Source organism: Streptomyces sp. NBC_00659, assembly GCF_036226925.1.
Taxonomy (GTDB): Bacteria; Actinomycetota; Actinomycetes; order Streptomycetales; family Streptomycetaceae; genus Streptomyces.
This window is the reverse complement of sequence record NZ_CP109031.1, coordinates 5,527,394-5,544,782: the sequence shown is the minus strand read 5'-3', so window position 1 is coordinate 5,544,782 and position 17,389 is coordinate 5,527,394. Positions and strand designations below refer to the sequence as shown.

Below are 17,389 nucleotides of genomic sequence, written 5' to 3'. Positions count from 1 at the left end.
CTTCAGGACTCCAGGAGGGGGAACCGGCATGAGTGGTGGCGGCAAGAGCGACCTCGCGCTCCCGCTGAGCGAGCTGGAGGACTACGGCGGGCGGCTGCGGGACATCAAGACCCGGCTGAACCACACCAAGAAGCTCTTCGAGTCGTACCGGGACGACCTGGGCGATCACACCGTCTACGACGCCCTGGACGACTTCGAGTCCGGCTGGGAGGACGGCCGCGAGGACATCGGCCAGGCCCTCGACGCCCTCGCGGAGATGTCCGACGCCGTGGTCCGCGAGTTCAAGAAGCTCGACGACCAACTGGCCAAGGACGTCTCCGAGGGCGTGAAGACGGAGAAGAAGGACGGGGCGAAGTAGTCCGGCGGCAGCGGACGGGCATGTCGCACCTCGCCCCCTCGCCGAGGCAGCCGCCCGGAACGGCGAACTTCTCATCCCTGGAGTCACGCACTCATGCGCATCGACGTCGCCGACCCCGAGCTGGACCGGGGAATCGACCAGTCGCTCATCTATCAGGGCGAGTTGTTCACCGGTGAGACCGTCGAGAAGGATTCCCGGACGGGACAGGTGGTCGCCGTGACGGCCTATGCCGATGGTCTGGAAGACGGCCCCGTACGCGAGTGGTTTCCGGACGGGGCCGACAGGGCGGAGGGCCGGTGCCGGCGAGGCATTCCGTGCGGTCGGTGGCGGGAGTGGCACGCGAACGGGCGGCTTGCCCTCGAGAAGGAGTATGGCGCGCGCGGCATGGTGAGATCGATCAAGAAGTGGTCGGAGAGCGGCGAGCTCGTCGACGACCGGACCTTCAACGCGTGATGCCGACCACGCGGAGGACCGAACCGTGACGGAGGTGCCGGGGTGATTCGGCCCGTGGGGTTCTTTTCCGAGCTCGGGCCCGGGTGGGGGTTCCCCCCGGGCGGGCTTCTGCGGGAGTCCGTCAATCCCGCCGGCGAGCCGGACGAGGCGGAGATCATCGGCTATCTCGGCCGGGGTGCCGGGATCTGGGCCGAGATGAGCGCCGGACCCGACGTCCTGGACCCGGAGGCCCCCGTCCTGTCCGGCGTCGGTTCGCTCTTCACGGACGGGACCTGGCTGTGGCGTCAGGATCTGCCGTACTACCTCGGCACGTACCACGTCACCCTGCCCCGGGATTTCCTCACGCACGTCAGGAAGGCCCGGTACCGGGTTCCGGCCGTGCCCGAGACACGGCTGCTGGAGATCCTCACGCGGGATCTCGGGATCGCCGTGGACTGAGCGGGCTGAGCGGTGTACCGGTCGGCCGCGCTACCAGGACGGCTCCCGTCCGTCTCAGCCCACCTCGTTCTCCGCCACCGCCCGCCCGTGGACGGTCACGTCACCGCCGTAGAACATGCCGGTGAAGACCGGCGAGTAGGTGAGCTGGACCTCGACCTCCACCTGATCGGCGTCGGCGGTCACGCAGTGGGTGGCCGCGATGTCGGCGCCGGACATGCCCATCTCCCGGGCGAACGCCTTCACCCGGGCGCCGCAGTTCTCGAAGTTGATGGGCGCCGGGCCGTTCTCGTTCTCGTAGAGGGACTCGAGGTCGATGTCCTGGGCGGCGAAACGGGCCGCCTGCTCCGCGATGTCCGCGGCCCTCTCCCGCTTGGAGATGGACATGCCCCCGTCGATGACGAAGGCCGAGAGCGACAGGAAGACGAGCGCGAAGATGATGACCGCGCCGGCGCCCGAGCCGCGGTCGTCGAGCCGTTCCCGGCGCCCGGCGGCCCAGCCGCGTACGGCGGAGTTCGGCTTCATGCCGTCCTCCGGAACGGGTCCAGCGGGGAACTGAAGGAGGCCTCCAGGGTGGTGGGCACGTCGAGGCCGATCATCGCGAGACCCCGTACCTCGCAGCTCACCTCGACGGTGAAGAGCGTGTCCGGCTCGAAGCCCGTGCTGGTCTGCGTCACGTTCACCGGACCCGAGCAGACGTCTCCGAGGTCGGCCTCGGCCGCCTTCCTCGCCTCGGCCATGGCCGTCGCGTGGTCCTTCTGGATCGAACCGGCCCGCGCGGCGTCCCGGGCAGCGCCGTCCAGCGCGCCGCGCCCGTCGACCAGCTGCCCGAAGGCCACCAGGACAAGAATGAAGAGGATCATCACCGGCGCGAGGATGACCACCTCGATGGTGGACAGCCCCCGGTCGCGCCGGTACCCGGACACGCGGTCCGGGAGCGCGGCGAGCAGGGCCTTCGGTCCCGTCACGGCGCTTCCTCCTTCACGAATCTCTCCACCGGCCCCGACGACTGCGCGTGCACCGTCAGGTTCAGGCCCGGGAAGACCGAGGGGACCCTCCCCGTGATCTCGACCCCCACGGTGTCCGGCTCCGGCTGGAGCATCGTCACGTCCGGGGACAGCACCAGATTCGGGCCGAGCTGGCGGATGTAGCTGTCGACGACGTCACCCGCCTCGCCGCGCCACCCGCCGGGCTGCGCGTCCGCGGTGGCGCGGGCCTTGCGGGCGCCCGCCTGGGCCGCCGCCTGGGCGACATGGTCCGCGAAGAAGTACAGCGCGAACTGCACCGTCGCGAAGATCATGAAGAAGAGCACCGGAGTGAGCAGCACGAACTCGATCGCGGTCATGCCGGAGTCACCGCGGGCGGAGGCGGCCTCCACCCTGCGGCGCACCCAGCGGCGTACCCCTCGACGTTCGCGCACTCGCATCCCCGGAATCAGCAGGTCTTGCCGGCGTCGGCGCCCTTGATGCAGTTGCCGACCTTGTTGGCGCCCTCGCTCAGCGCGGCGTTGATGATCGCGGCGACCACGCCGACGATGGCGACGACGACGGCGGAGATGATGACCCACTCGACCGCGGACGCGCCCCGGTCGAGTTCGCCGGAGCGGGCACGCTGCACCCGGCCCTGGAGGAAGGTGATCAGGAAGTCCACCCCCGGGATCCCGGTACTGAAGTTCCGTCCGTTCATGGTGAGTTGTCCTCTCGAAGAATAGTGGTGACCGACTGGTGGCCCTTCGGGCGCGGCGGACGATCAGACCTGGAACACACGCATCGCCGCCGGGAAGATCAGGAAGACCAGGAAGCCCGCGCACAGCAGCAGTTGGGCGACGAGCATCGACTGCGACTTCTCGCCCGCGCTGCCCTCGATCTCGGAAAGCTCGCGGTGGCGCATCGTCTCGGCACGCGAGGCGAGCGACTCCCGCACCTTGGCACCGTCGTCCGCGACCAGCGCCAGGGAGGCCGACAGGTCCTTCAGCTCCTCGACGCCGAGTTCCTCGCCGAGCGAGCCGAGCGCCTGCCACTGGCTGATGCCGGTGATCCGGGCGTCGGCGAGCGCGTTGCGGATGCGCTGGGTGGCCCAGCCGTCGGAGATCTCGGCGGCGGCCATCAGCGCCTCGGGCAGACCGCGCCCGCCGGCCAGGCTCATCGACACCAGGTCCAGATACGCGCCGATCACGCGCCGCAGATCGCGCCGCTTGGCCACCGCGTCCCGCCGTACCTCCACATCGGGGAGGAAGAAGAAGACGATCGCGAAGAGCAGCGCGAGCCAGACCGGGATGATCGGACTGCGGCCGACGCCGAGCGTCCAGGCGACGGCGAAGAGGAAGGGGCCGAAGAAGACACCGGCCGCGGCCAGCAGCACCTTCGTCGCCAGGAACCGCTCCCAGCTCCGGTCCAGGACCGCGAGGTCGGCGCGCAGCGAGCGCTGCTCCCAGCCCTGCTGGAGATACAGCTCGGCGACGCGGGCGCCGACCTGGGCGCGCACGCTGCCGAGGCGTCCGCTGTCCTGCTGTCCGTGGTGCGCGGACTCGTACGCCGCCCCGCGGGCCCGCATCGCGTCGATACGGGCGACCTGCGCGACCGCGCTGCGCTTCGACGGCATCAGCGCGCGGACGAGGGTGTAGACGCCCAGGCCCAGGACGGCGCCGATCAGGATCGGCATGGTCAGGTTCATCGGCGTACCGCCTCATCCCCGGAAACCGGTGTACGGGGCCGCACGAACCGCACGGACGACTCGTCCCGTACCAGGAACCGCTCCGGCGTCTCGATCGTGGACAGCTTGCGCAGCCACCAGAAGCCGAGGCCGAACAGGCCGCAGACACACGTGAGGACGAGCTGGCCGACCGCGGTGCCGTACGGCTCGACGAACTCACGGTTGAAGATCGACAGTCCGAGGACGAAGGCGATGGACACCGCGACGACGATCTGCACGGAACGGCGGGTCGAGGCGCGCTGGGCCATCACGCGCTGCCGCATGTCGACCTCCTCGCGCGCCGACTTGGCCAGCGCGCCCAGCACTTGGCGCAGACCGGGGCCGCGCAGCCGCGCGTTGAGGATCAGCGCGGCCACGATGATGTCGGCGGACGCGTCGTCGATCTCGTCGGCCAGTTGCTGGAGGGCCTCGGGCAGCGGTGTCCGGGAACGCAGCCGGTCCACCAGCGCGTCGAGATGCGGGCGCAGTACGGGGGCGGAGGCGCGTGCCGAGGCGGGGATGGCCTGTTCCAGGCCGACCGCGCCCGCGATGGTGTCGCGCAGCGACTCGGTCCAGGACGCCAGCGCCTCCACCCGGCGCATCGCGGCCCGTTCCTCGGAGGCGCCGCCGAAGAGCTTGTCCCAGAAGAAGACGAGGATGCCGGCCGCGATACCGGCGACGGCCCAGCGGGTGAGGAGAAGGACGACAAGGCCGGCGATCGCGGCGATCGAGCCGCGCTGTCCGGCGAACCGGATCAGCTCGCTCGCGCGCTCGCTCGCCTTGTGCTTCTCGTGTTCGGGCTTGGCCGGAAGTCCGCGCACGGCGACGGCGAACAGCGCGAGGCCGCCGCCGACGGCGATCCCGCACCCGAGGGCGTACAGGACGGGCAGGGAGAACAGTCCGCCCATGGAGCCGAGCGAGTCGAGGGCGGCGAGCGACGTCGTGCCCGAGGGCCTGACCGGCGGCACGGCCGTGGTCAGGTGCGGCACGGCCGCGGCCGTCGTCGTCGTCATGTCCTGGGTCATCGTCGTCACCAATTCCCGCTGCCGGGCAGCCGGTAGCCCTGCGCGATGAGGTCGTCGAGGCAGGCGATGGGCGCGTGCGGGACGATCCGCCCGTCCGGGGCCTCGGCGAACACCTCGCTGGACAGCACCCGTCCGTCGACGCCGTTGACCTCGCGCACGGAGGTCACCATGCGCTGGAGGCGGCCCCCGGACTCGAAGTCGTTGCGCCGCTGGACGAAGACCACGAAGTTCACGGCACCCGCGATGAGCATCTGGCTGGCCTCGATGGGCAGCCGCTCGGTCGCCTGGAGCGCGTACGTGGAGATGCGGTTGAAGACCTCGCTGGAGCTGTTCGCGTGGATCGTGGAGAGCGAGCCGTCGTTGCCCTGCGACATCGCGTTGAGCATCGTGACGATCTCGTCGCCGAGGACCTCGCCGACGATGACCCGCGAGGGGTTCATACGCAGCGAACGGCGCACCAGTTCGGCCATGGTGATGGCGCCCTGGTCCTCGGAGTTGGGCAGCCTCTCCTCGAACGCCACCACGTTCGGGTGCAGTTCGGCGAACGTGTCGAGGCCGAGTTCCAGTGCGCGCTCGACGGTGATGAGCCGCTCGTACGGCGGGATCTCGTTGGCGAGCGCGCGCAGCAGGGTCGTCTTGCCGGCGTTGGTGGCGCCCGCGATCATGATGTTCTTGCGGGCCCGGACGGCGCAGGCGAGGAAGTGGGCGACCTCGGGGGTCAGGGTGCCGTTGCCCACGAGGTCGGACATGAAGACCTTGCCGAGGCGCGCGCGGCGGATCGACAGGGCCGGCCGGCGGGTCACGTCCATGACGGCGGAGAGCCGGGAACCGTCCGGCAGCCGCAGGTCGAGCTGCGGGTTCGCGGAGTCGAAGGGCCGGGAGGACAGACCCGAGTACGCGCCGAGGACCTGGATCAGCTCGATGAGTTCCTCGTCGGTCTCGGCGACGGGATCCCCCTTCGTCTCCCGGCCGTCGGCATAGCCGATGAAGACCTCGTCGTACCCGTTGATGTCGATGTTCTCGACTTCCGGGTCGTCGAGCAGCGGCTGGAGACGGCCCACGCCGAAGAGCGCGGCGTGGACGGCGGCCGCGTACTGCTCCTCGGTCTCCGCGTCGAGCGGGGTCCGGCCGAGGTTGATCTCGGTGCGGGCGTGGTCCTCGAGTATCTGGGCGATGACGGCGCGCGCGTAGTGCCGTTCGTCCTCGCCGGACATCGGGGTGACACCGCGGACCTGGTCCTCGCGGCGCTGTTCGGAGATGCGGTCACCGGCGTCCTGCCGGAACCGCTTGACGAGCTGATGGTCGACGGTGGTCATCGGCCGGCTCCGGCGGCGGGCTGTCCGTGCGGGGCACCGGGTCCGTCGGCGGGTACGGACCACGCGGCGCCGTACTGCTGGTACAGGTCCGCGGTGACCTTGCGGGCCGAGCGGATGAGCAGCGACTTGTCGAGGCGGCCGCGCCGGCGGCCGGCCAGCTGGGCGGCGCCCGCCGGGTCGTCGGCGATGGTGCCCACGACGCGGGCTCCGGTCTGGGCCGCCACGAGCATGTCGTTGACCTGGTGGACGAGCTTGGCGGAGTCGCCCGGGTCGGCGACGAGGACGACGCCGATGAACGGTGTGGCGAGTCCGGCGGCGCCTCGCGGTCCGCCGTGCAGCTTGGCGGAGAGGGCGGCGGCACGGTCGCGGACACGGGCGATGGCCTCGGGCTCGGTGCGGGAGACCAGGAGCACCAGGGCGGCGTGCGGGAACAGTTCGGCCGCCGGGGTGTCCCCGCTGATCCGGCCGCAGTCGGCGATGACGTCGGCGGGCGCGTTCGGGGAGTCGGCGAGCTGCGCGAACGCCCGGCCCAGGGTGGGCCAGAGGCCGGCGAGACCGGCGGCCTGTTCGGCGATCCCGAGTCCGACGAGGACGTCGAGTCCGCCGCTCAGCGGCTGGACGTGGTCCCACAGCTGGTCGGGGACGAGGCCGCGCCGGGCGGTCGCCGCGATCGACAGCAGGCCGGTGTTCGGGTTCAGCGGGCCGCCGTGGGCCGCCGCGCTCCGGTACACGAGGTCGCCGCCGGCGGGGTCTGTCTCGGCGAGCAGGACCCTGCGGGGCCAGACCGCGGAGAGTGCCACCGCCGCGGTGGTGACTCCGGGGGAACCCTTGTCTGCGGCGAGGACGATGAGCGCCATGTCTGTCTACTCACTCGCCTCTAGTTGCCGGGAACGATGACGAGGGCGACCTGACCCGCCGAGGCCGCGGCGGTGACGGAGGCCGCCTGGCCGTTGTCCACCATCAGGGTGACAGGCAGGTTGGTGCTGCTGATCGTGCTGTCCGTGTCGTTCTTGACCGAAATGACCTTCGCCTGCTCGACGATGGGCGCGGCGTCCGCGCTCGACGAGCCGGAACCGGAGGAGTTGGACGAACCCGACGAGCGGCTGCCGCTGGTTCCGGTGTCGCCGACGCGGTAGACGGCCACCGTGTCACCGGACTTGATGCCCGCGGGGTACTGGCCCTCCTTGAGGGAGACGCCCACGGAGGCCTTGCCGTCGGGAAGCGCGGAGCCTGCGGCGAACATGTCGCCGATGACCACGGTCCCCTTGTAGATCGGGGACTTGGCCTTGAGCTTCTTGAGCTGTCCGACCTGCTCCCACGGGACGTAGTTGATGGAGGGATCGTCCGCGACCAGTACGGAGGTCACGTGACCACTCACGGACTCGCCGGCCTGGACGTCGCTCGTCACCTTCACGACCTCGACCCGGTCACCGGCACGCAGCACCAGCATGGTGGCGCCGAGCGCGCCGACGAGGACGAGGAGCACCGCGAGGGCGGCCAACGCGGGTTTGCGCTCGCGAGGCGGGGTGGGGAGACGCTCGCCCATCACCGGGTGAGCCGACGTGGCGGAACGGTTGTTGCCCGCCCCCGTACGCTCTTGGATCCTCACGCGACCGCTCCCCGTACACCCAAGAAAATGTCTGTCAATTCAATCGCCAAGTAGGACACTTCACCCCCGAGCCCCTTTACGGGACGTACCGTGCGACCTGGCCGGATAGCCAGCGCTGGAGCGAGTGTCAAGCCATGGCACCGTATCAGCCGCGCATAAGCCCCTCAAGGAGCCCCAAGGCCCCTGAAGCGCACCCGACTCGACGTTATCGACGCGCAACGGCAGCCGTCCGGTTCCGTGTTGAGCCCGGCAGTCCGCCTGTCCGCCACCTGTGCGCCAGCGAATCACCGCCGCGGTCCGGGACTTCCGTCACGGACCGTGCACGATGCCTGCACGAGGTGCTCACGGACAGGGCGGGAGAAGGTCCGGCCCCAGGAGCGGACTCAAAACCCCCAGGGACTGGGATGAGGCCTGACGGCCGGGTCCTCGGACCAGACCAGGCGGGCCTCGATGTCGTCCCCGAGCAGTTCGGTCAGGCGGTCGACGGCCCAGCCGTTCCACTGGACCCCGACGGGGAACTGCGGCACGCGGAAGGAAAGCAGGGCGAGCGGGAGCGCGTCCGGGCGGAAGACGGTCTTCTGCATCTCGCCGGTGGCCTTCTTCGGCTGCGAGGACGCGCGGGTGTCCACACAGTCGACGATCCGGTCCACGAGGTGGAGGAAGTACGTGTCCGCGGACGGCTCTTCGACGCGGACCGGAAGCAGCGGACCCGACTTCTCCAGGTCGTCCCGCAGGCGGTCCGCGAGCCGGCCGCCGAGGATCGGGGCGCCCGGGTAGTCGGACGCGAACTCGGCCTCGCGGGCCTTCGGGTCACCCGTCCACGCCGCGGCGAACGCGGTGGGCCGCGGGACCCGATCGCCCTGGAACTGCCAGCGTTTGAGGTCGATGAGCGAGTCGTCCGGACGAAGCGTGCGCAGATTCCGCGCACTCGGCATCAGGCGGTACACGGCCAGGGGCTTCGAGTTCATGAAGGACGTCAACACACCACCCCCTGATCGCCGGCCGCGGCCGGGCTCAGAACCCCCATGGGGCCGGATGGGGAGTGGCGGACGGGTCCTCGGACCAGACCAGGCGGGCCTCGATGTCGTCCCCGAGCAGTTCGGTCAGGCGGTCGACGGCCCAGCCGTTCCAGTAGACGCCGCCGCGAAACTCGGGGACCCGGAACGCGGCGAGCCCCACGGGCAGGGCCTCCGCGCGGAAGACGGCCTTGGTGACCTCGCCGGTGGTCTTCTTCGGCTTGGACGACCGGCGTGTGTCCAGGCAGTCGACGACCTGCTCCACGAGGTGGAGGACGTAGTCGTCCGAACCGTCGGCGTCAGCGGGGAAGGCTGGATCCGCCGCTTCGATGACGACCGGCACGAAGGGTCCCGATTCCGACAGGTCCGCGGCGAGCAGGTCCGCGACGCGTCGGCTCAGGATCGGAGCACCCGGACAGCCACTCGGGAACTCGCCCTTGCGCCGGCCGGGGTTGCCGTCCCAGGAACCGCTGAACAAGGACGGCAGATCCGTCACGGACCCGGTGATCTGCCAGCGGATGAGTCTTCTGAGGGAACCGCCGAGGAGCAGTGTCCGGAACTCACCCATGCTCGGAAGCAGGCGGTAGACGGCGAGGGGCGTGAGGTGCTGTCGGTCATTTACGGTCCCGTCCGGACTGCGGTCGGTGGGACCACTCAAGGTGAGAAATGGAAGCCGCCGTGGGTCTACCGGTCCGCGAAGCGGAAGGTCGAGGTGACGGCGTCGAAGATGTCGAAGAAGGAGCCGGCGAGGTCGAGAACCTGGCTGCTGCCGGCGACCAGGGCGACCTTGCCCTCCTGGCCGGGCACGGGAATGAACGTCTGCATGAGCACGGCGCGGATCGTGCGCTGGAGGCTGTCGTCGGGGACGGCGATGTCCTCGATGCCGTACGTCCTCGCGGCGGGCCCGACGCCGGGTATCTCGACGGTGGTCACCTTGCGCCAGGCGTCACCCTCCTTCTTCGCCTCCCGCACGGCGAGTTGGCCCGCGATGGCCCCCGGGTCGGTGGAGAGGGGCTCGCCTGTCCGCGAGCGACCGCCGACGATCGAGACGGTGACCGAGCCGGTGATCGGGGTGTCACCGCCGAAGGACTCGGCCATGCAGCCGCAGTACAGGGCACCGGACTTCCAGGCGTCGGCGGCGGCTTTGCGCAGAAAGCCGACGTAGGTGTCGCGATACGGCGCCAACTCCGGGCGCCCCTCGACCCGTTCGCTCACCATCCGCCGGATCGAGTCGTCCCGCGACTCCGGCCGTACGTCGAACTCCCACCAGGACTCCGGCACCTTGATACGGAATCCGCCGCGCTCGACGGTGAGCGTTTCGATGTAGCGGTCCATGGCGCGTCCCTTGGGTTCGTGGTCGTCCTTCTGCGCGAACCGGCCCTGTCCGTTCGACCTGTTCGACTCGGCTCAGCCTACGAGGTAGGGGCGGCGCGGACTCGACGCAACCCACGACCCCGGGCCGTGACCCCTCTCGCGGGACGGCGTGAAGGTGCCGAACGCAAATGTGGGGGCACGGTATGGAATCGAGGCCGTCACCGCAGGGGCGGATGTGTCCCGGAACACGATCGGCCGGCGACAGGGCTCCGGTTCGGACCGGAGTATCCCTTTATGACCCCATCCACAGCACAGTTTCGACCTGGCGAAACCAAGTACCCCACGGATACCGTCATTGCCCTTGACCGACTTCGATCGACCCATGTCCCACGGGGAGTCCACTGTGAAGCGCCGCTCTTTGCCCGTTGCTGCCGCGTTCGCCGCGACAACAGCCTTGCTGCTGACGGCGTGTGGCGGCGGTGATGACGGCCCGAAGGCGAACGACAAGATCGCGGGCGCGGACCGGGGAAGCACGGGTTCGGCATCCCCCAGCGTGAGCGCTTCGGACAACGCCGACCGGCCGGACATCACCCTCCCGGGCGACGTGAAGGACGAGTTCGAGGGATGGGAGACGGGGGACGCGACGAAGGACGCCGTACTGGCGGACGCGGGACGTGCGCAGACGGCCACCAACTACGCCATCATCAAGGGGAATCCCGACGAATCGGCCCTCGCCTTCTACCGGCAGGGTGACGCCCTCGTCGGCGGCGCTCAGTGGGTCAAGTCCTTCGTGGACGCCGGAATCACGTACACCGGCACCGTTCGGTACTTCCGTCCCAGTGTGACGCTCTACGGAACGACATCCGCGGGGGTCACGTTCTGCACGGACGAGAGCAAGGCGTTCAACAAGGACGTGAAGACGAAGAAGGTCGACAGAACCCCGGTGACCAAGAACTCGTACGTCTACTACAACACTCACTTGAAGAAGGCCGGCAACGGCGTCTGGCAGACGACGCAACTCGTCTCCGAAAGGGGCAGCGGCAAGTGCACGAGCTGAGGCCCAAGGGCCGGGTGCTCACCGTCGGCGCCCTTGCGACGACCTGTGTGCTGTTGCCCAGCCCGGCTTTCGCCGATCACGGCACCGGCAGTTCCGACACCAGCGTCAACACGTCCGCAAAGCGCTCCGGCCACACGCTGGAGTCGCGGATCACGTACTCCGGCAGCGCCCGTGGGAGTGGTGGCAAGTCTTCCGGCAACGTCACGCCCGTGGGGAACTGGACGCCGCCGGCCCGCTGGTACGAGTCCGTCTCGGCAGCCGAGTTCAAGAAGAAGGTCGAAGGCGAATACGACGAAGTCGTCAACGACCCCCAGCAGCCCGACTACGCCAAGTCGGCGACGGGCCGGTTCCGGGACATCTACAAGGACGGCAAGTACAAGGACTACAACCTCGACGAGGCCGACGAGGGCAACTGGTGGGTATCCGTCCAGAACCCGAACCGTTTGGACGATCCCGCTGCCTTCACTGTGGTGAGCTGCCGTTCTGGGTCCTGAACGGGGACGTTCCTCCGGTGAGGAACGCCGAGACCTACCCGGCCTCCGGAGAATGCCGACTGAACGACGACCACTCGATCGGCACCCCGTACGCCAAGGGCAAGGCCGGCGAGACACCGCCGTGCGGCATCAAATACCTGCGCCCATCCGGCGACGGCACGTTCAAACTCCGAGCCACCATCACCTGGAACGTCGCCTGGACAGGCACCGGCGGAGTCGGCGGCGACCTCCCCGACGGGACCTTCGGAACGACCCAGGACATCACCGTCCAGGAGATCCAGTCCGCCAACCGGTGAAACGCCCGGAACCACCCCTGCGAGGTAACTCGCAAAGACGCACCGCCTCGGTCGAACGCCCAGTCGACCGACCCGAGCCCACTCTCGACATGCACCACGCCGATACCGCCATTGCCCTTGATCGAGTTCACCCAACCGATGCCCCGTGGGGAGTCCACCGTGAAGCGCCGCATTTTGCCCGTTGCCATCTCTTTCGCCGCGACAACAGCCCTGCTGCTGACGGCCTGTGGCAGCGGGGGCGACAGCCCGAAGACAAACGACAAGATCGCGGGCGCGGACCGGGGAAGCACGGGTTCGGCATCCCCCAGCGTGAGCGCTTCGGACAACGCCGACCGGCCGGACATCACCCTCCCGGGCGACGTGAAGGACGAGTTCGAGGGATGGAAGACGGGGGACGCGACGAAGGACGCCGTACTGGCGGACGCGGGACGTGCGCAGACGGCCACGAACGACGCCGTCCTCAAGGGCACCCCGGACACCCCTGGATTGGCCTTCTACTACAAGGGCAAGGCGTTGACGTCCTCCGCCAAGTGGGTCCAGAAGTGGCTTGACACGGGAATCACGTACACGGGAACCACGCGCTACTACCGCCCCAAGGTCGAGATCTTCGACAGCAAGTCCGCCGGTGTCTCGTACTGCGCCGATGAGACCAAGGCGTACAACAAGGACCGGAAGACCAAGAAGGTCGACAGGACACCCGCTGGAAACGACGCCTACGTTCTGTACAACACGCGTCTGGAGAAGACCGCTCAAGGCGTGTGGCAGACCTCCGACGGCACGTCCGTACGGGGGAGCAAGACGTGCGTGCGGTGACCAGACGCCGCACAGCCGTCACGGTCGGAGCGCTCGCGATCACCGGCGTCTTGTCCGTATCACCATCGCCTTCGCCAAGGCCCCTGGGGAATTCCAGGACGGCTATGACGTAGCTCGCGCGAAGACGCACAGTCGTGGTCCGTACGGAGGCTGTCCGCGGCCTGTGGCCCCTCGCGGCGAACGGACGCAGGAGAGCGGCCCGTTGCCGTGATCGGCGGCACGCTCGAAGCGAAGATGGGACTTCTTTGATCCACTTTTCTCCCTGAACATCCATGCTCTCAGGGAAGTCACTCCTGGCGAAACCAAGAGCCCCACGGATACCGTCGTTGTCCTTGACCGACTTCGCTCAACCGATGTCCCACGGGGAGTCCACTGTGAACCGCCGCTCTTTGCCCGTTGCTACCGCGCTCGCCGCGACAACAGCCCTGCTGCTGACGGCCTGTGGCGGCGGTGACAGCTCGAAGGGGAACGACAAGATCGCGGGCGCGGACCAGGGAGGGACGGGTTCGGCTTCGCCCAGTGCGAGCGCGTCGGACAGCATCACACGTCCCGACTTGACGCTGCCGGGCGACATCAAGGAGACGTTCCAGGGCTGGAAGACCGGCGACGCGACCAAGGACGCCATCATGGCGGACGCTGGGCACGCCCAGACTGCCGTCACCTACGCCGTCGTCGAGGGGGACCCCGATTCCGAGGCCCTCTCCTTCTACCAGGCCGGCTCCGCCCTGCCCGGCAGCCAGGACTGGGTGAAGACCATCGTCGACTCCGGCTCCACGTTCACCGGCGCGGTCCGCTACTACTCGCCCAAGCTCGACGTGTTCGACAAGCAGTCGGCGGGTCTTTCCTACTGCTCCGACGAGAGCAAGGCGTTCAACAAGAACCGCAAGACGAAGAAGGTCGACAAGACACCGGCGAACGACGACTCGTACGTGCTCTACAGCACGCGCCTGGAGAAGAACGGCAAGGGGATCTGGCAGACCACCAAACTCGTTTCGGACCGGGGGAACAAGACATGCACGCCGTGAAGAGGCAGCACAACAGGTGGCTGGTCGTAGGTGCCGTAGCCGGCGTCTGCGCCCTGATGCCCGGCACGGCGATGGCCGGGTGGGGCCCCGGAGGCCAGTCGAACGGCGGGAAGACTGAGGAGCGCGGCAGCCAGTCAGGGACCGACATCGTCTCCATGGTCCGCTACAGCGGCAGTTCCAAGGGCGGTGGCGGCAGCAAGGGCAACGTCACTGCCATCGGGAACTGGACCCCTCCCGCCTGCTGGTACGAGCCACGTACGGCCAAGGACTTCCAGAAGTACGTTGAGGACATGTACACGGAGACCGTCAACTACCCGGGGCAGCACAACTACGCGAAGGCGGCCGTGGGGCAGTTCCGGGAGATGTACAAGGACGGCAAGTACAAGGACTACAACCTCGACAAGGCCGACGAGGGCACATGGTGGGTCGCGGTCCAGGATCCCGACCGCTGGATGGAGCCCGCGGCGCAACTCTGCAACGAGGCGCCCTTCTGGGTCGTGAACGGGGACACCCTCCATGTCCCCAACGCCATCACCCCGAGGATCCTTGCCGAACTGGCGTACAACAGGCTGCAGCTCCCGGAGACAGAGGTCACCCTGGCTCCCGAGAACGTCACCAAGGTGAACCTGCGGACGTGGGCCTGGCTGGACAAGGCCAGGTTCAAGCCCGTCGACGTGACCGCGCAGATCGACGTGGGCGGTCTCGACATCCGGGCCACCACAACAGCCAAGCCAGTAGCCCTCAAGCTCGAACCGGGCACGATGGACGCGGAGACCTACCCGGCCTCCGGCGAGTGCGCGATCAACGGCGACGGCTCGATCGGCGAGCCGTACGCCACGGGCAAGTCCGGCCGAACCCCGCCCTGCGGACTCAAGTACTTGCGCTCCTCGGGCAACGGCACATTCGCCCTCAAGGCAACGGTCACATGGGAGATCACCTGGACCGGCACGGGCAACCCGGGGCCGACGAGGCTCCCCGACGGCACCTTCGGAACGACCCAGGACGTCGCCGTCCAGGAGATCCAGTCCGTCAACCGGTGAAATGCCCGGACGCGAGCCAGACGGTCTGATGCGGACGCACCCGAAGCCGATGGGCGGGCTGAGGAAACGCTCTCCATGGTCGTCATCGGCACACCCGCGCCAACGTCACCAGGGGTCTCCGGACGACTCGAGTTGGTCTTGGTGGGCCCACTCGACCGGGGACGTCACCCGGCGCCGGCCCTGGCTCAGCGTTCCACCGTCAGCGTCTGCACGATGCTGCCCGCTGCCTCCTCCATCGCGTCGGCGATACCCGGCATGGTCCAGGACATGAGAAGGACCACCGCGCTCTCGGTGCCGGTCGGCACAATTCCATACGTGAGGGTCTCCAACAGGAGTCCCGGTCCATCTGACGGAGCTCCGCCTGCGGCGAAGTCTTGTCGGATTCGTACGGCTGGTCCTGCGGGGACATCGGTTCGCGTGACCTGGGGCGGCCCGAAGTCGTCGGTGCTGAAGGTCTCGGTCAGCCAGTCCAAGGTTATGAGGGGTACGGAATCGTCGGGGTGAATGAGATCGACTTCCAAGATCCCCAGCGCCGCGTCGAAACCGTCGGGATAGAAGGCGAATGCGTAGAACGGGGCGCGGCTGCGGCTGTCCTCGGCTCGGGCGCACAGGTCAGCCTGCACAGCCTCCGGGTCGATGTCGTATCCCGCCGCCACACTTCGCTCGACAATGTCCTCGGCCGCCTGCTCTGCCCAACTGCCCTTGAGTTCTTCCCGCGGCGTGACGGGAAGGGGAATCCAGTCCCGAGGACAGGTGATTCCGTAGGTGAGCGTCGGAATGGAGATCATCTCACTCGTCCTTCCACCTGAGCGATCCGGCGACCGCATCAAAGAGCTCGACCATCGCGTCGGCAATCTGAACCAGGGGCGTGGAGAACGTCAGCAGCAGATTCATGTCACTTCGCGGTACGCCCAGTTGGTAGTCCACTGTCACCGAGGGAAGGGCGTCGATCTCCTTCTCACCCGATGTGGTGAGGACCGGTTCCTTCACGTCTGTGGCATCTGGATCGATGCGGACCTTCATCGCCGTGCCCGCGGCAAGTTCGACCATCGAGACTGTGCGTCCTCTGCCTCCTTCGGCCCCGAGCTCGTCGGCCAGCTCCCGTAGTGACGGCGACTGTCCTCCCGGCCTCATGGGAGGAATCAGGGTGACCAGCAAAGAGGCGGGAATGGTGAGGGCGCCCGCCCGCTGGAGACTGATGTAGAGCTCGAGGCCTCCTTGATCGAACGCATTGGTGGCACGCTCAACCAGCTCCTGTCGCAAAAGGCGACGCAGGCGTGGTTCGTTGTCGACGCCGTTGAACTGCCGGTTCACCAGGGCGTCGACAGCCTGTCGTCGTCTCTCAGGTTCGAGATCGATCCGGAACCACCCGTCGGGCAGCAACAGCTGATAGTCGGACGGCGGCGGTTGCGTTCGGTCCATTCCGGCGGGGACAGTCACGGCGACTCCGGAGTGACAGGGCGATCGAATTGGAGCCGGCTGGCCAACTGCTGGGCGATTACCTGCGAGAGTGCGATCACGATGGTCAGCCCCGCCAGAGCCCCGGCCACTCGTGCGGGCCAGTGATCCGAAATGAGTTGAGGCAACAGAAGCAGAGCGAAGAGAGAGACGATGAGCGGCTCGGCGCCTCGACCGGCAGAGGCGTTCCACCTCGTCCGCGAGCGGGCCTCCTTCGCATCGATCGGCGACATCATTCGAGCGTCAGCGGCCAGTTCATGGTTCTGCCACCATGAATCGGGGTCCTTGACTGCCCTGACGTTCTCGTCGGAGACCGGCACTCCGAGCGTGTTGACGAGTTCCGCCCAGTTCTCCCGCCCCCGCGGACCGGCGAACCACCATCGCCAGACAAGGAGCACCCGCACCGCGTCCGTACCGTCCCTGAACTCGACACCGAGGACAGCACCGGACTTCGGATCCGTCAGGCGCACAAGGCTGGTCACTCCCGATGCTCCTCCCCTCGCGATCCATCGCTCCCCTCCCAGCGTGTCGGTCAGGACGATGTCCTTCGGCAGGATCCGCACGGCGGCCGTGTCATGGAAGCGGCGAGTGGCTCCTGAGCCCTCCACCGGAGATGGCACCACAACGGTCGCACCTGTGAGCGATGTGTCCTGACGGTCACGTGATCGCTGCAGAAGGCGTACGACAACGTCGGAGCCCGGCACGACGAACAATCCGCCCGCTGCGACTGCGAACGTCCACTCGCTCGCGTTGTCCGTCACGGCGAAGACCAGGAAGAACACGAACCAGACGAGCATGCCGATTCCTCTCGCCCAGTTATGCCAGGCGGGAAGCTCGTGATGAACGGCGCGGTCGGGCCGTACACCGGACGTCTGGTCGTTCCGGTGCGCACCCGTCTTCGGGCCCTCCTCCAAGGAGATACCCAGATCACCCACGAGCCGACGCAATCCGGACCGGTCGAGGCATTGTGACGGCCCTATGTCGAGCAC

24 protein-coding genes are annotated in these 17,389 nt (G+C 68.2%); 9 read left to right on the top strand and 15 right to left on the bottom strand.

Annotated features, from left to right (window positions below; translation table 11 throughout):
• Positions 1-28 precede the first annotated feature (28 nt).
• The 3 genes from OG410_RS24205 to OG410_RS24195 all read left to right on the top strand — a co-directional run bounded on the left by OG410_RS24205 (position 29) and on the right by OG410_RS24195 (position 1,249).
• The gene (locus OG410_RS24205; RefSeq protein ID WP_329301119.1) at positions 29-358 is read left to right on the top strand and encodes a hypothetical protein; all 330 of its coding nucleotides are present in this window, start codon (positions 29-31) and stop codon (positions 356-358) included.
• A gap of 93 nt (positions 359-451) precedes the next feature.
• Complete coding sequence (locus OG410_RS24200) at positions 452-811, top strand: toxin-antitoxin system YwqK family antitoxin (protein ID WP_329301118.1); 360 nt, start codon at positions 452-454, stop codon at positions 809-811.
• Positions 812-865: 54 nt separating this feature from the next.
• Entirely contained in the window at positions 866-1,249 is a 384-nt protein-coding gene (locus OG410_RS24195; protein ID WP_329301117.1) for a hypothetical protein, read from the top strand.
• Positions 1,250-1,303: 54 nt separating this feature from the next.
• Here the strand turns inward: OG410_RS24195 and OG410_RS24190 are convergent, their stop codons facing one another.
• The 12 genes from OG410_RS24190 to OG410_RS24135 all read right to left on the bottom strand — a co-directional run bounded on the left by OG410_RS24190 (position 1,304) and on the right by OG410_RS24135 (position 10,238).
• Positions 1,304-1,771, bottom strand: a complete 468-nt coding sequence (locus tag OG410_RS24190; RefSeq protein ID WP_329301116.1) for a pilus assembly protein TadG-related protein — start codon at positions 1,769-1,771, stop codon at positions 1,304-1,306.
• The gene (locus OG410_RS24185; RefSeq protein ID WP_392964220.1) at positions 1,768-2,214 is read right to left on the bottom strand and encodes a TadE/TadG family type IV pilus assembly protein; all 447 of its coding nucleotides are present in this window, start codon (positions 2,212-2,214) and stop codon (positions 1,768-1,770) included. The genes OG410_RS24190 and OG410_RS24185 overlap by 4 nt, the downstream gene beginning before the upstream one ends.
• Positions 2,211-2,672 carry a TadE family protein gene (locus OG410_RS24180; protein WP_326786187.1) on the bottom strand — a complete coding sequence of 154 codons (462 nt, stop codon included), beginning with the start codon at positions 2,670-2,672 and terminating at the stop codon, positions 2,211-2,213. The genes OG410_RS24185 and OG410_RS24180 overlap by 4 nt, the downstream gene beginning before the upstream one ends.
• Before the next feature lie 8 nt (positions 2,673-2,680).
• Positions 2,681-2,932 (bottom strand): hypothetical protein, encoded by a 252-nt coding sequence (locus OG410_RS24175; protein ID WP_329301115.1) that lies wholly within the window; start codon positions 2,930-2,932, stop codon positions 2,681-2,683.
• Between the two features lie 63 nt (positions 2,933-2,995).
• Entirely contained in the window at positions 2,996-3,919 is a 924-nt protein-coding gene (locus OG410_RS24170; RefSeq protein ID WP_329301114.1) for a type II secretion system F family protein, read from the bottom strand.
• On the bottom strand, positions 3,916-4,845 hold the full coding sequence (locus tag OG410_RS24165; RefSeq protein WP_329304225.1) for a type II secretion system F family protein: 930 nt from the start codon (positions 4,843-4,845) through the stop codon (positions 3,916-3,918). The genes OG410_RS24170 and OG410_RS24165 overlap by 4 nt, the downstream gene beginning before the upstream one ends.
• A 122-nt stretch (positions 4,846-4,967) precedes the next feature.
• A complete protein-coding gene (locus OG410_RS24160; protein ID WP_329301113.1) occupies positions 4,968-6,278 on the bottom strand; it encodes a CpaF family protein in 1,311 nt (436 codons plus the stop codon).
• A complete protein-coding gene (locus tag OG410_RS24155; RefSeq protein ID WP_329301112.1) occupies positions 6,275-7,135 on the bottom strand; it encodes a hypothetical protein in 861 nt (286 codons plus the stop codon). Before OG410_RS24155 ends, OG410_RS24160 begins: the two co-directional genes overlap by 4 nt.
• Positions 7,136-7,155: 20 nt before the next feature.
• On the bottom strand, positions 7,156-7,887 hold the full coding sequence (locus OG410_RS24150; protein ID WP_329301111.1) for an RcpC/CpaB family pilus assembly protein: 732 nt from the start codon (positions 7,885-7,887) through the stop codon (positions 7,156-7,158).
• A gap of 383 nt (positions 7,888-8,270) precedes the next feature.
• Complete coding sequence (locus tag OG410_RS24145; protein ID WP_329301110.1) at positions 8,271-8,855, bottom strand: hypothetical protein; 585 nt, start codon at positions 8,853-8,855, stop codon at positions 8,271-8,273.
• A gap of 46 nt (positions 8,856-8,901) precedes the next feature.
• Positions 8,902-9,471 (bottom strand): hypothetical protein, encoded by a 570-nt coding sequence (locus OG410_RS24140; RefSeq protein ID WP_329301109.1) that lies wholly within the window; start codon positions 9,469-9,471, stop codon positions 8,902-8,904.
• Between the two features lie 116 nt (positions 9,472-9,587).
• The gene (locus OG410_RS24135; protein ID WP_329301108.1) at positions 9,588-10,238 is read right to left on the bottom strand and encodes a hypothetical protein; all 651 of its coding nucleotides are present in this window, start codon (positions 10,236-10,238) and stop codon (positions 9,588-9,590) included.
• Positions 10,239-10,599: 361 nt separating this feature from the next.
• Between OG410_RS24135 and OG410_RS24130 the strand changes: the two genes are divergently transcribed.
• From OG410_RS24130 to OG410_RS24105, 6 genes are all read left to right on the top strand, one after another.
• The gene (locus OG410_RS24130; RefSeq protein WP_329301107.1) at positions 10,600-11,274 is read left to right on the top strand and encodes a hypothetical protein; all 675 of its coding nucleotides are present in this window, start codon (positions 10,600-10,602) and stop codon (positions 11,272-11,274) included.
• Entirely contained in the window at positions 11,262-11,768 is a 507-nt protein-coding gene (locus OG410_RS24125) for a hypothetical protein (protein WP_329301106.1), read from the top strand. The genes OG410_RS24130 and OG410_RS24125 overlap by 13 nt, the downstream gene beginning before the upstream one ends.
• A gap of 17 nt (positions 11,769-11,785) precedes the next feature.
• Entirely contained in the window at positions 11,786-12,064 is a 279-nt protein-coding gene (locus OG410_RS24120; protein ID WP_329301105.1) for a hypothetical protein, read from the top strand.
• A 309-nt stretch (positions 12,065-12,373) separates the two neighbouring features.
• Complete coding sequence (locus tag OG410_RS24115) at positions 12,374-12,877, top strand: hypothetical protein (RefSeq protein WP_329301104.1); 504 nt, start codon at positions 12,374-12,376, stop codon at positions 12,875-12,877.
• Positions 12,878-13,266: 389 nt separating this feature from the next.
• Entirely contained in the window at positions 13,267-13,902 is a 636-nt protein-coding gene (locus OG410_RS24110) for a hypothetical protein (protein WP_329301103.1), read from the top strand.
• Complete coding sequence (locus OG410_RS24105; RefSeq protein WP_329301102.1) at positions 13,890-14,942, top strand: hypothetical protein; 1,053 nt, start codon at positions 13,890-13,892, stop codon at positions 14,940-14,942. The genes OG410_RS24110 and OG410_RS24105 overlap by 13 nt, the downstream gene beginning before the upstream one ends.
• Before the next feature lie 185 nt (positions 14,943-15,127).
• On the opposite strand, the gene OG410_RS24100 is transcribed toward OG410_RS24105, so the two are convergent.
• The 3 genes from OG410_RS24100 to OG410_RS24090 are packed head-to-tail and all read right to left on the bottom strand — an operon-like array spanning position 15,128 to position 17,197.
• Positions 15,128-15,730 carry a hypothetical protein gene (locus tag OG410_RS24100; protein WP_329301101.1) on the bottom strand — a complete coding sequence of 201 codons (603 nt, stop codon included), beginning with the start codon at positions 15,728-15,730 and terminating at the stop codon, positions 15,128-15,130.
• 1 nt (position 15,731) lies between these two features.
• Positions 15,732-16,382 (bottom strand): hypothetical protein, encoded by a 651-nt coding sequence (locus tag OG410_RS24095; protein ID WP_329301100.1) that lies wholly within the window; start codon positions 16,380-16,382, stop codon positions 15,732-15,734.
• A complete protein-coding gene (locus OG410_RS24090; RefSeq protein ID WP_328670781.1) occupies positions 16,379-17,197 on the bottom strand; it encodes a hypothetical protein in 819 nt (272 codons plus the stop codon). The genes OG410_RS24095 and OG410_RS24090 overlap by 4 nt, the downstream gene beginning before the upstream one ends.
• Positions 17,198-17,389 lie beyond the last annotated feature (192 nt).

Coding starts and splice junctions, on each gene's coding strand:
- OG410_RS24105 (WP_329301102.1), top strand. CDS start 13,890: ATGCACGCCGTGAAGAGGCAGCACAACAGGTGGCTGGTCGTAGGTGCC.
- OG410_RS24165 (WP_329304225.1), bottom strand. CDS start 4,845: ATGGGCGGACTGTTCTCCCTGCCCGTCCTGTACGCCCTCGGGTGCGGG.
- OG410_RS24205 (WP_329301119.1), top strand. CDS start 29: ATGAGTGGTGGCGGCAAGAGCGACCTCGCGCTCCCGCTGAGCGAGCTG.
- OG410_RS24175 (WP_329301115.1), bottom strand. CDS start 2,932: ATGAACGGACGGAACTTCAGTACCGGGATCCCGGGGGTGGACTTCCTG.
- OG410_RS24180 (WP_326786187.1), bottom strand. CDS start 2,672: ATGCGAGTGCGCGAACGTCGAGGGGTACGCCGCTGGGTGCGCCGCAGG.
- OG410_RS24135 (WP_329301108.1), bottom strand. CDS start 10,238: ATGGACCGCTACATCGAAACGCTCACCGTCGAGCGCGGCGGATTCCGT.
- OG410_RS24100 (WP_329301101.1), bottom strand. CDS start 15,730: ATGATCTCCATTCCGACGCTCACCTACGGAATCACCTGTCCTCGGGAC.
- OG410_RS24145 (WP_329301110.1), bottom strand. CDS start 8,855: ATGAACTCGAAGCCCCTGGCCGTGTACCGCCTGATGCCGAGTGCGCGG.
- OG410_RS24170 (WP_329301114.1), bottom strand. CDS start 3,919: ATGAACCTGACCATGCCGATCCTGATCGGCGCCGTCCTGGGCCTGGGC.
- OG410_RS24160 (WP_329301113.1), bottom strand. CDS start 6,278: ATGACCACCGTCGACCATCAGCTCGTCAAGCGGTTCCGGCAGGACGCC.
- OG410_RS24140 (WP_329301109.1), bottom strand. CDS start 9,471: ATGGGTGAGTTCCGGACACTGCTCCTCGGCGGTTCCCTCAGAAGACTC.
- OG410_RS24130 (WP_329301107.1), top strand. CDS start 10,600: ATGTCCCACGGGGAGTCCACTGTGAAGCGCCGCTCTTTGCCCGTTGCT.
- OG410_RS24090 (WP_328670781.1), bottom strand. CDS start 17,197: ATGCTCGTCTGGTTCGTGTTCTTCCTGGTCTTCGCCGTGACGGACAAC.
- OG410_RS24190 (WP_329301116.1), bottom strand. CDS start 1,771: ATGAAGCCGAACTCCGCCGTACGCGGCTGGGCCGCCGGGCGCCGGGAA.
- OG410_RS24200 (WP_329301118.1), top strand. CDS start 452: ATGCGCATCGACGTCGCCGACCCCGAGCTGGACCGGGGAATCGACCAG.
- OG410_RS24155 (WP_329301112.1), bottom strand. CDS start 7,135: ATGGCGCTCATCGTCCTCGCCGCAGACAAGGGTTCCCCCGGAGTCACC.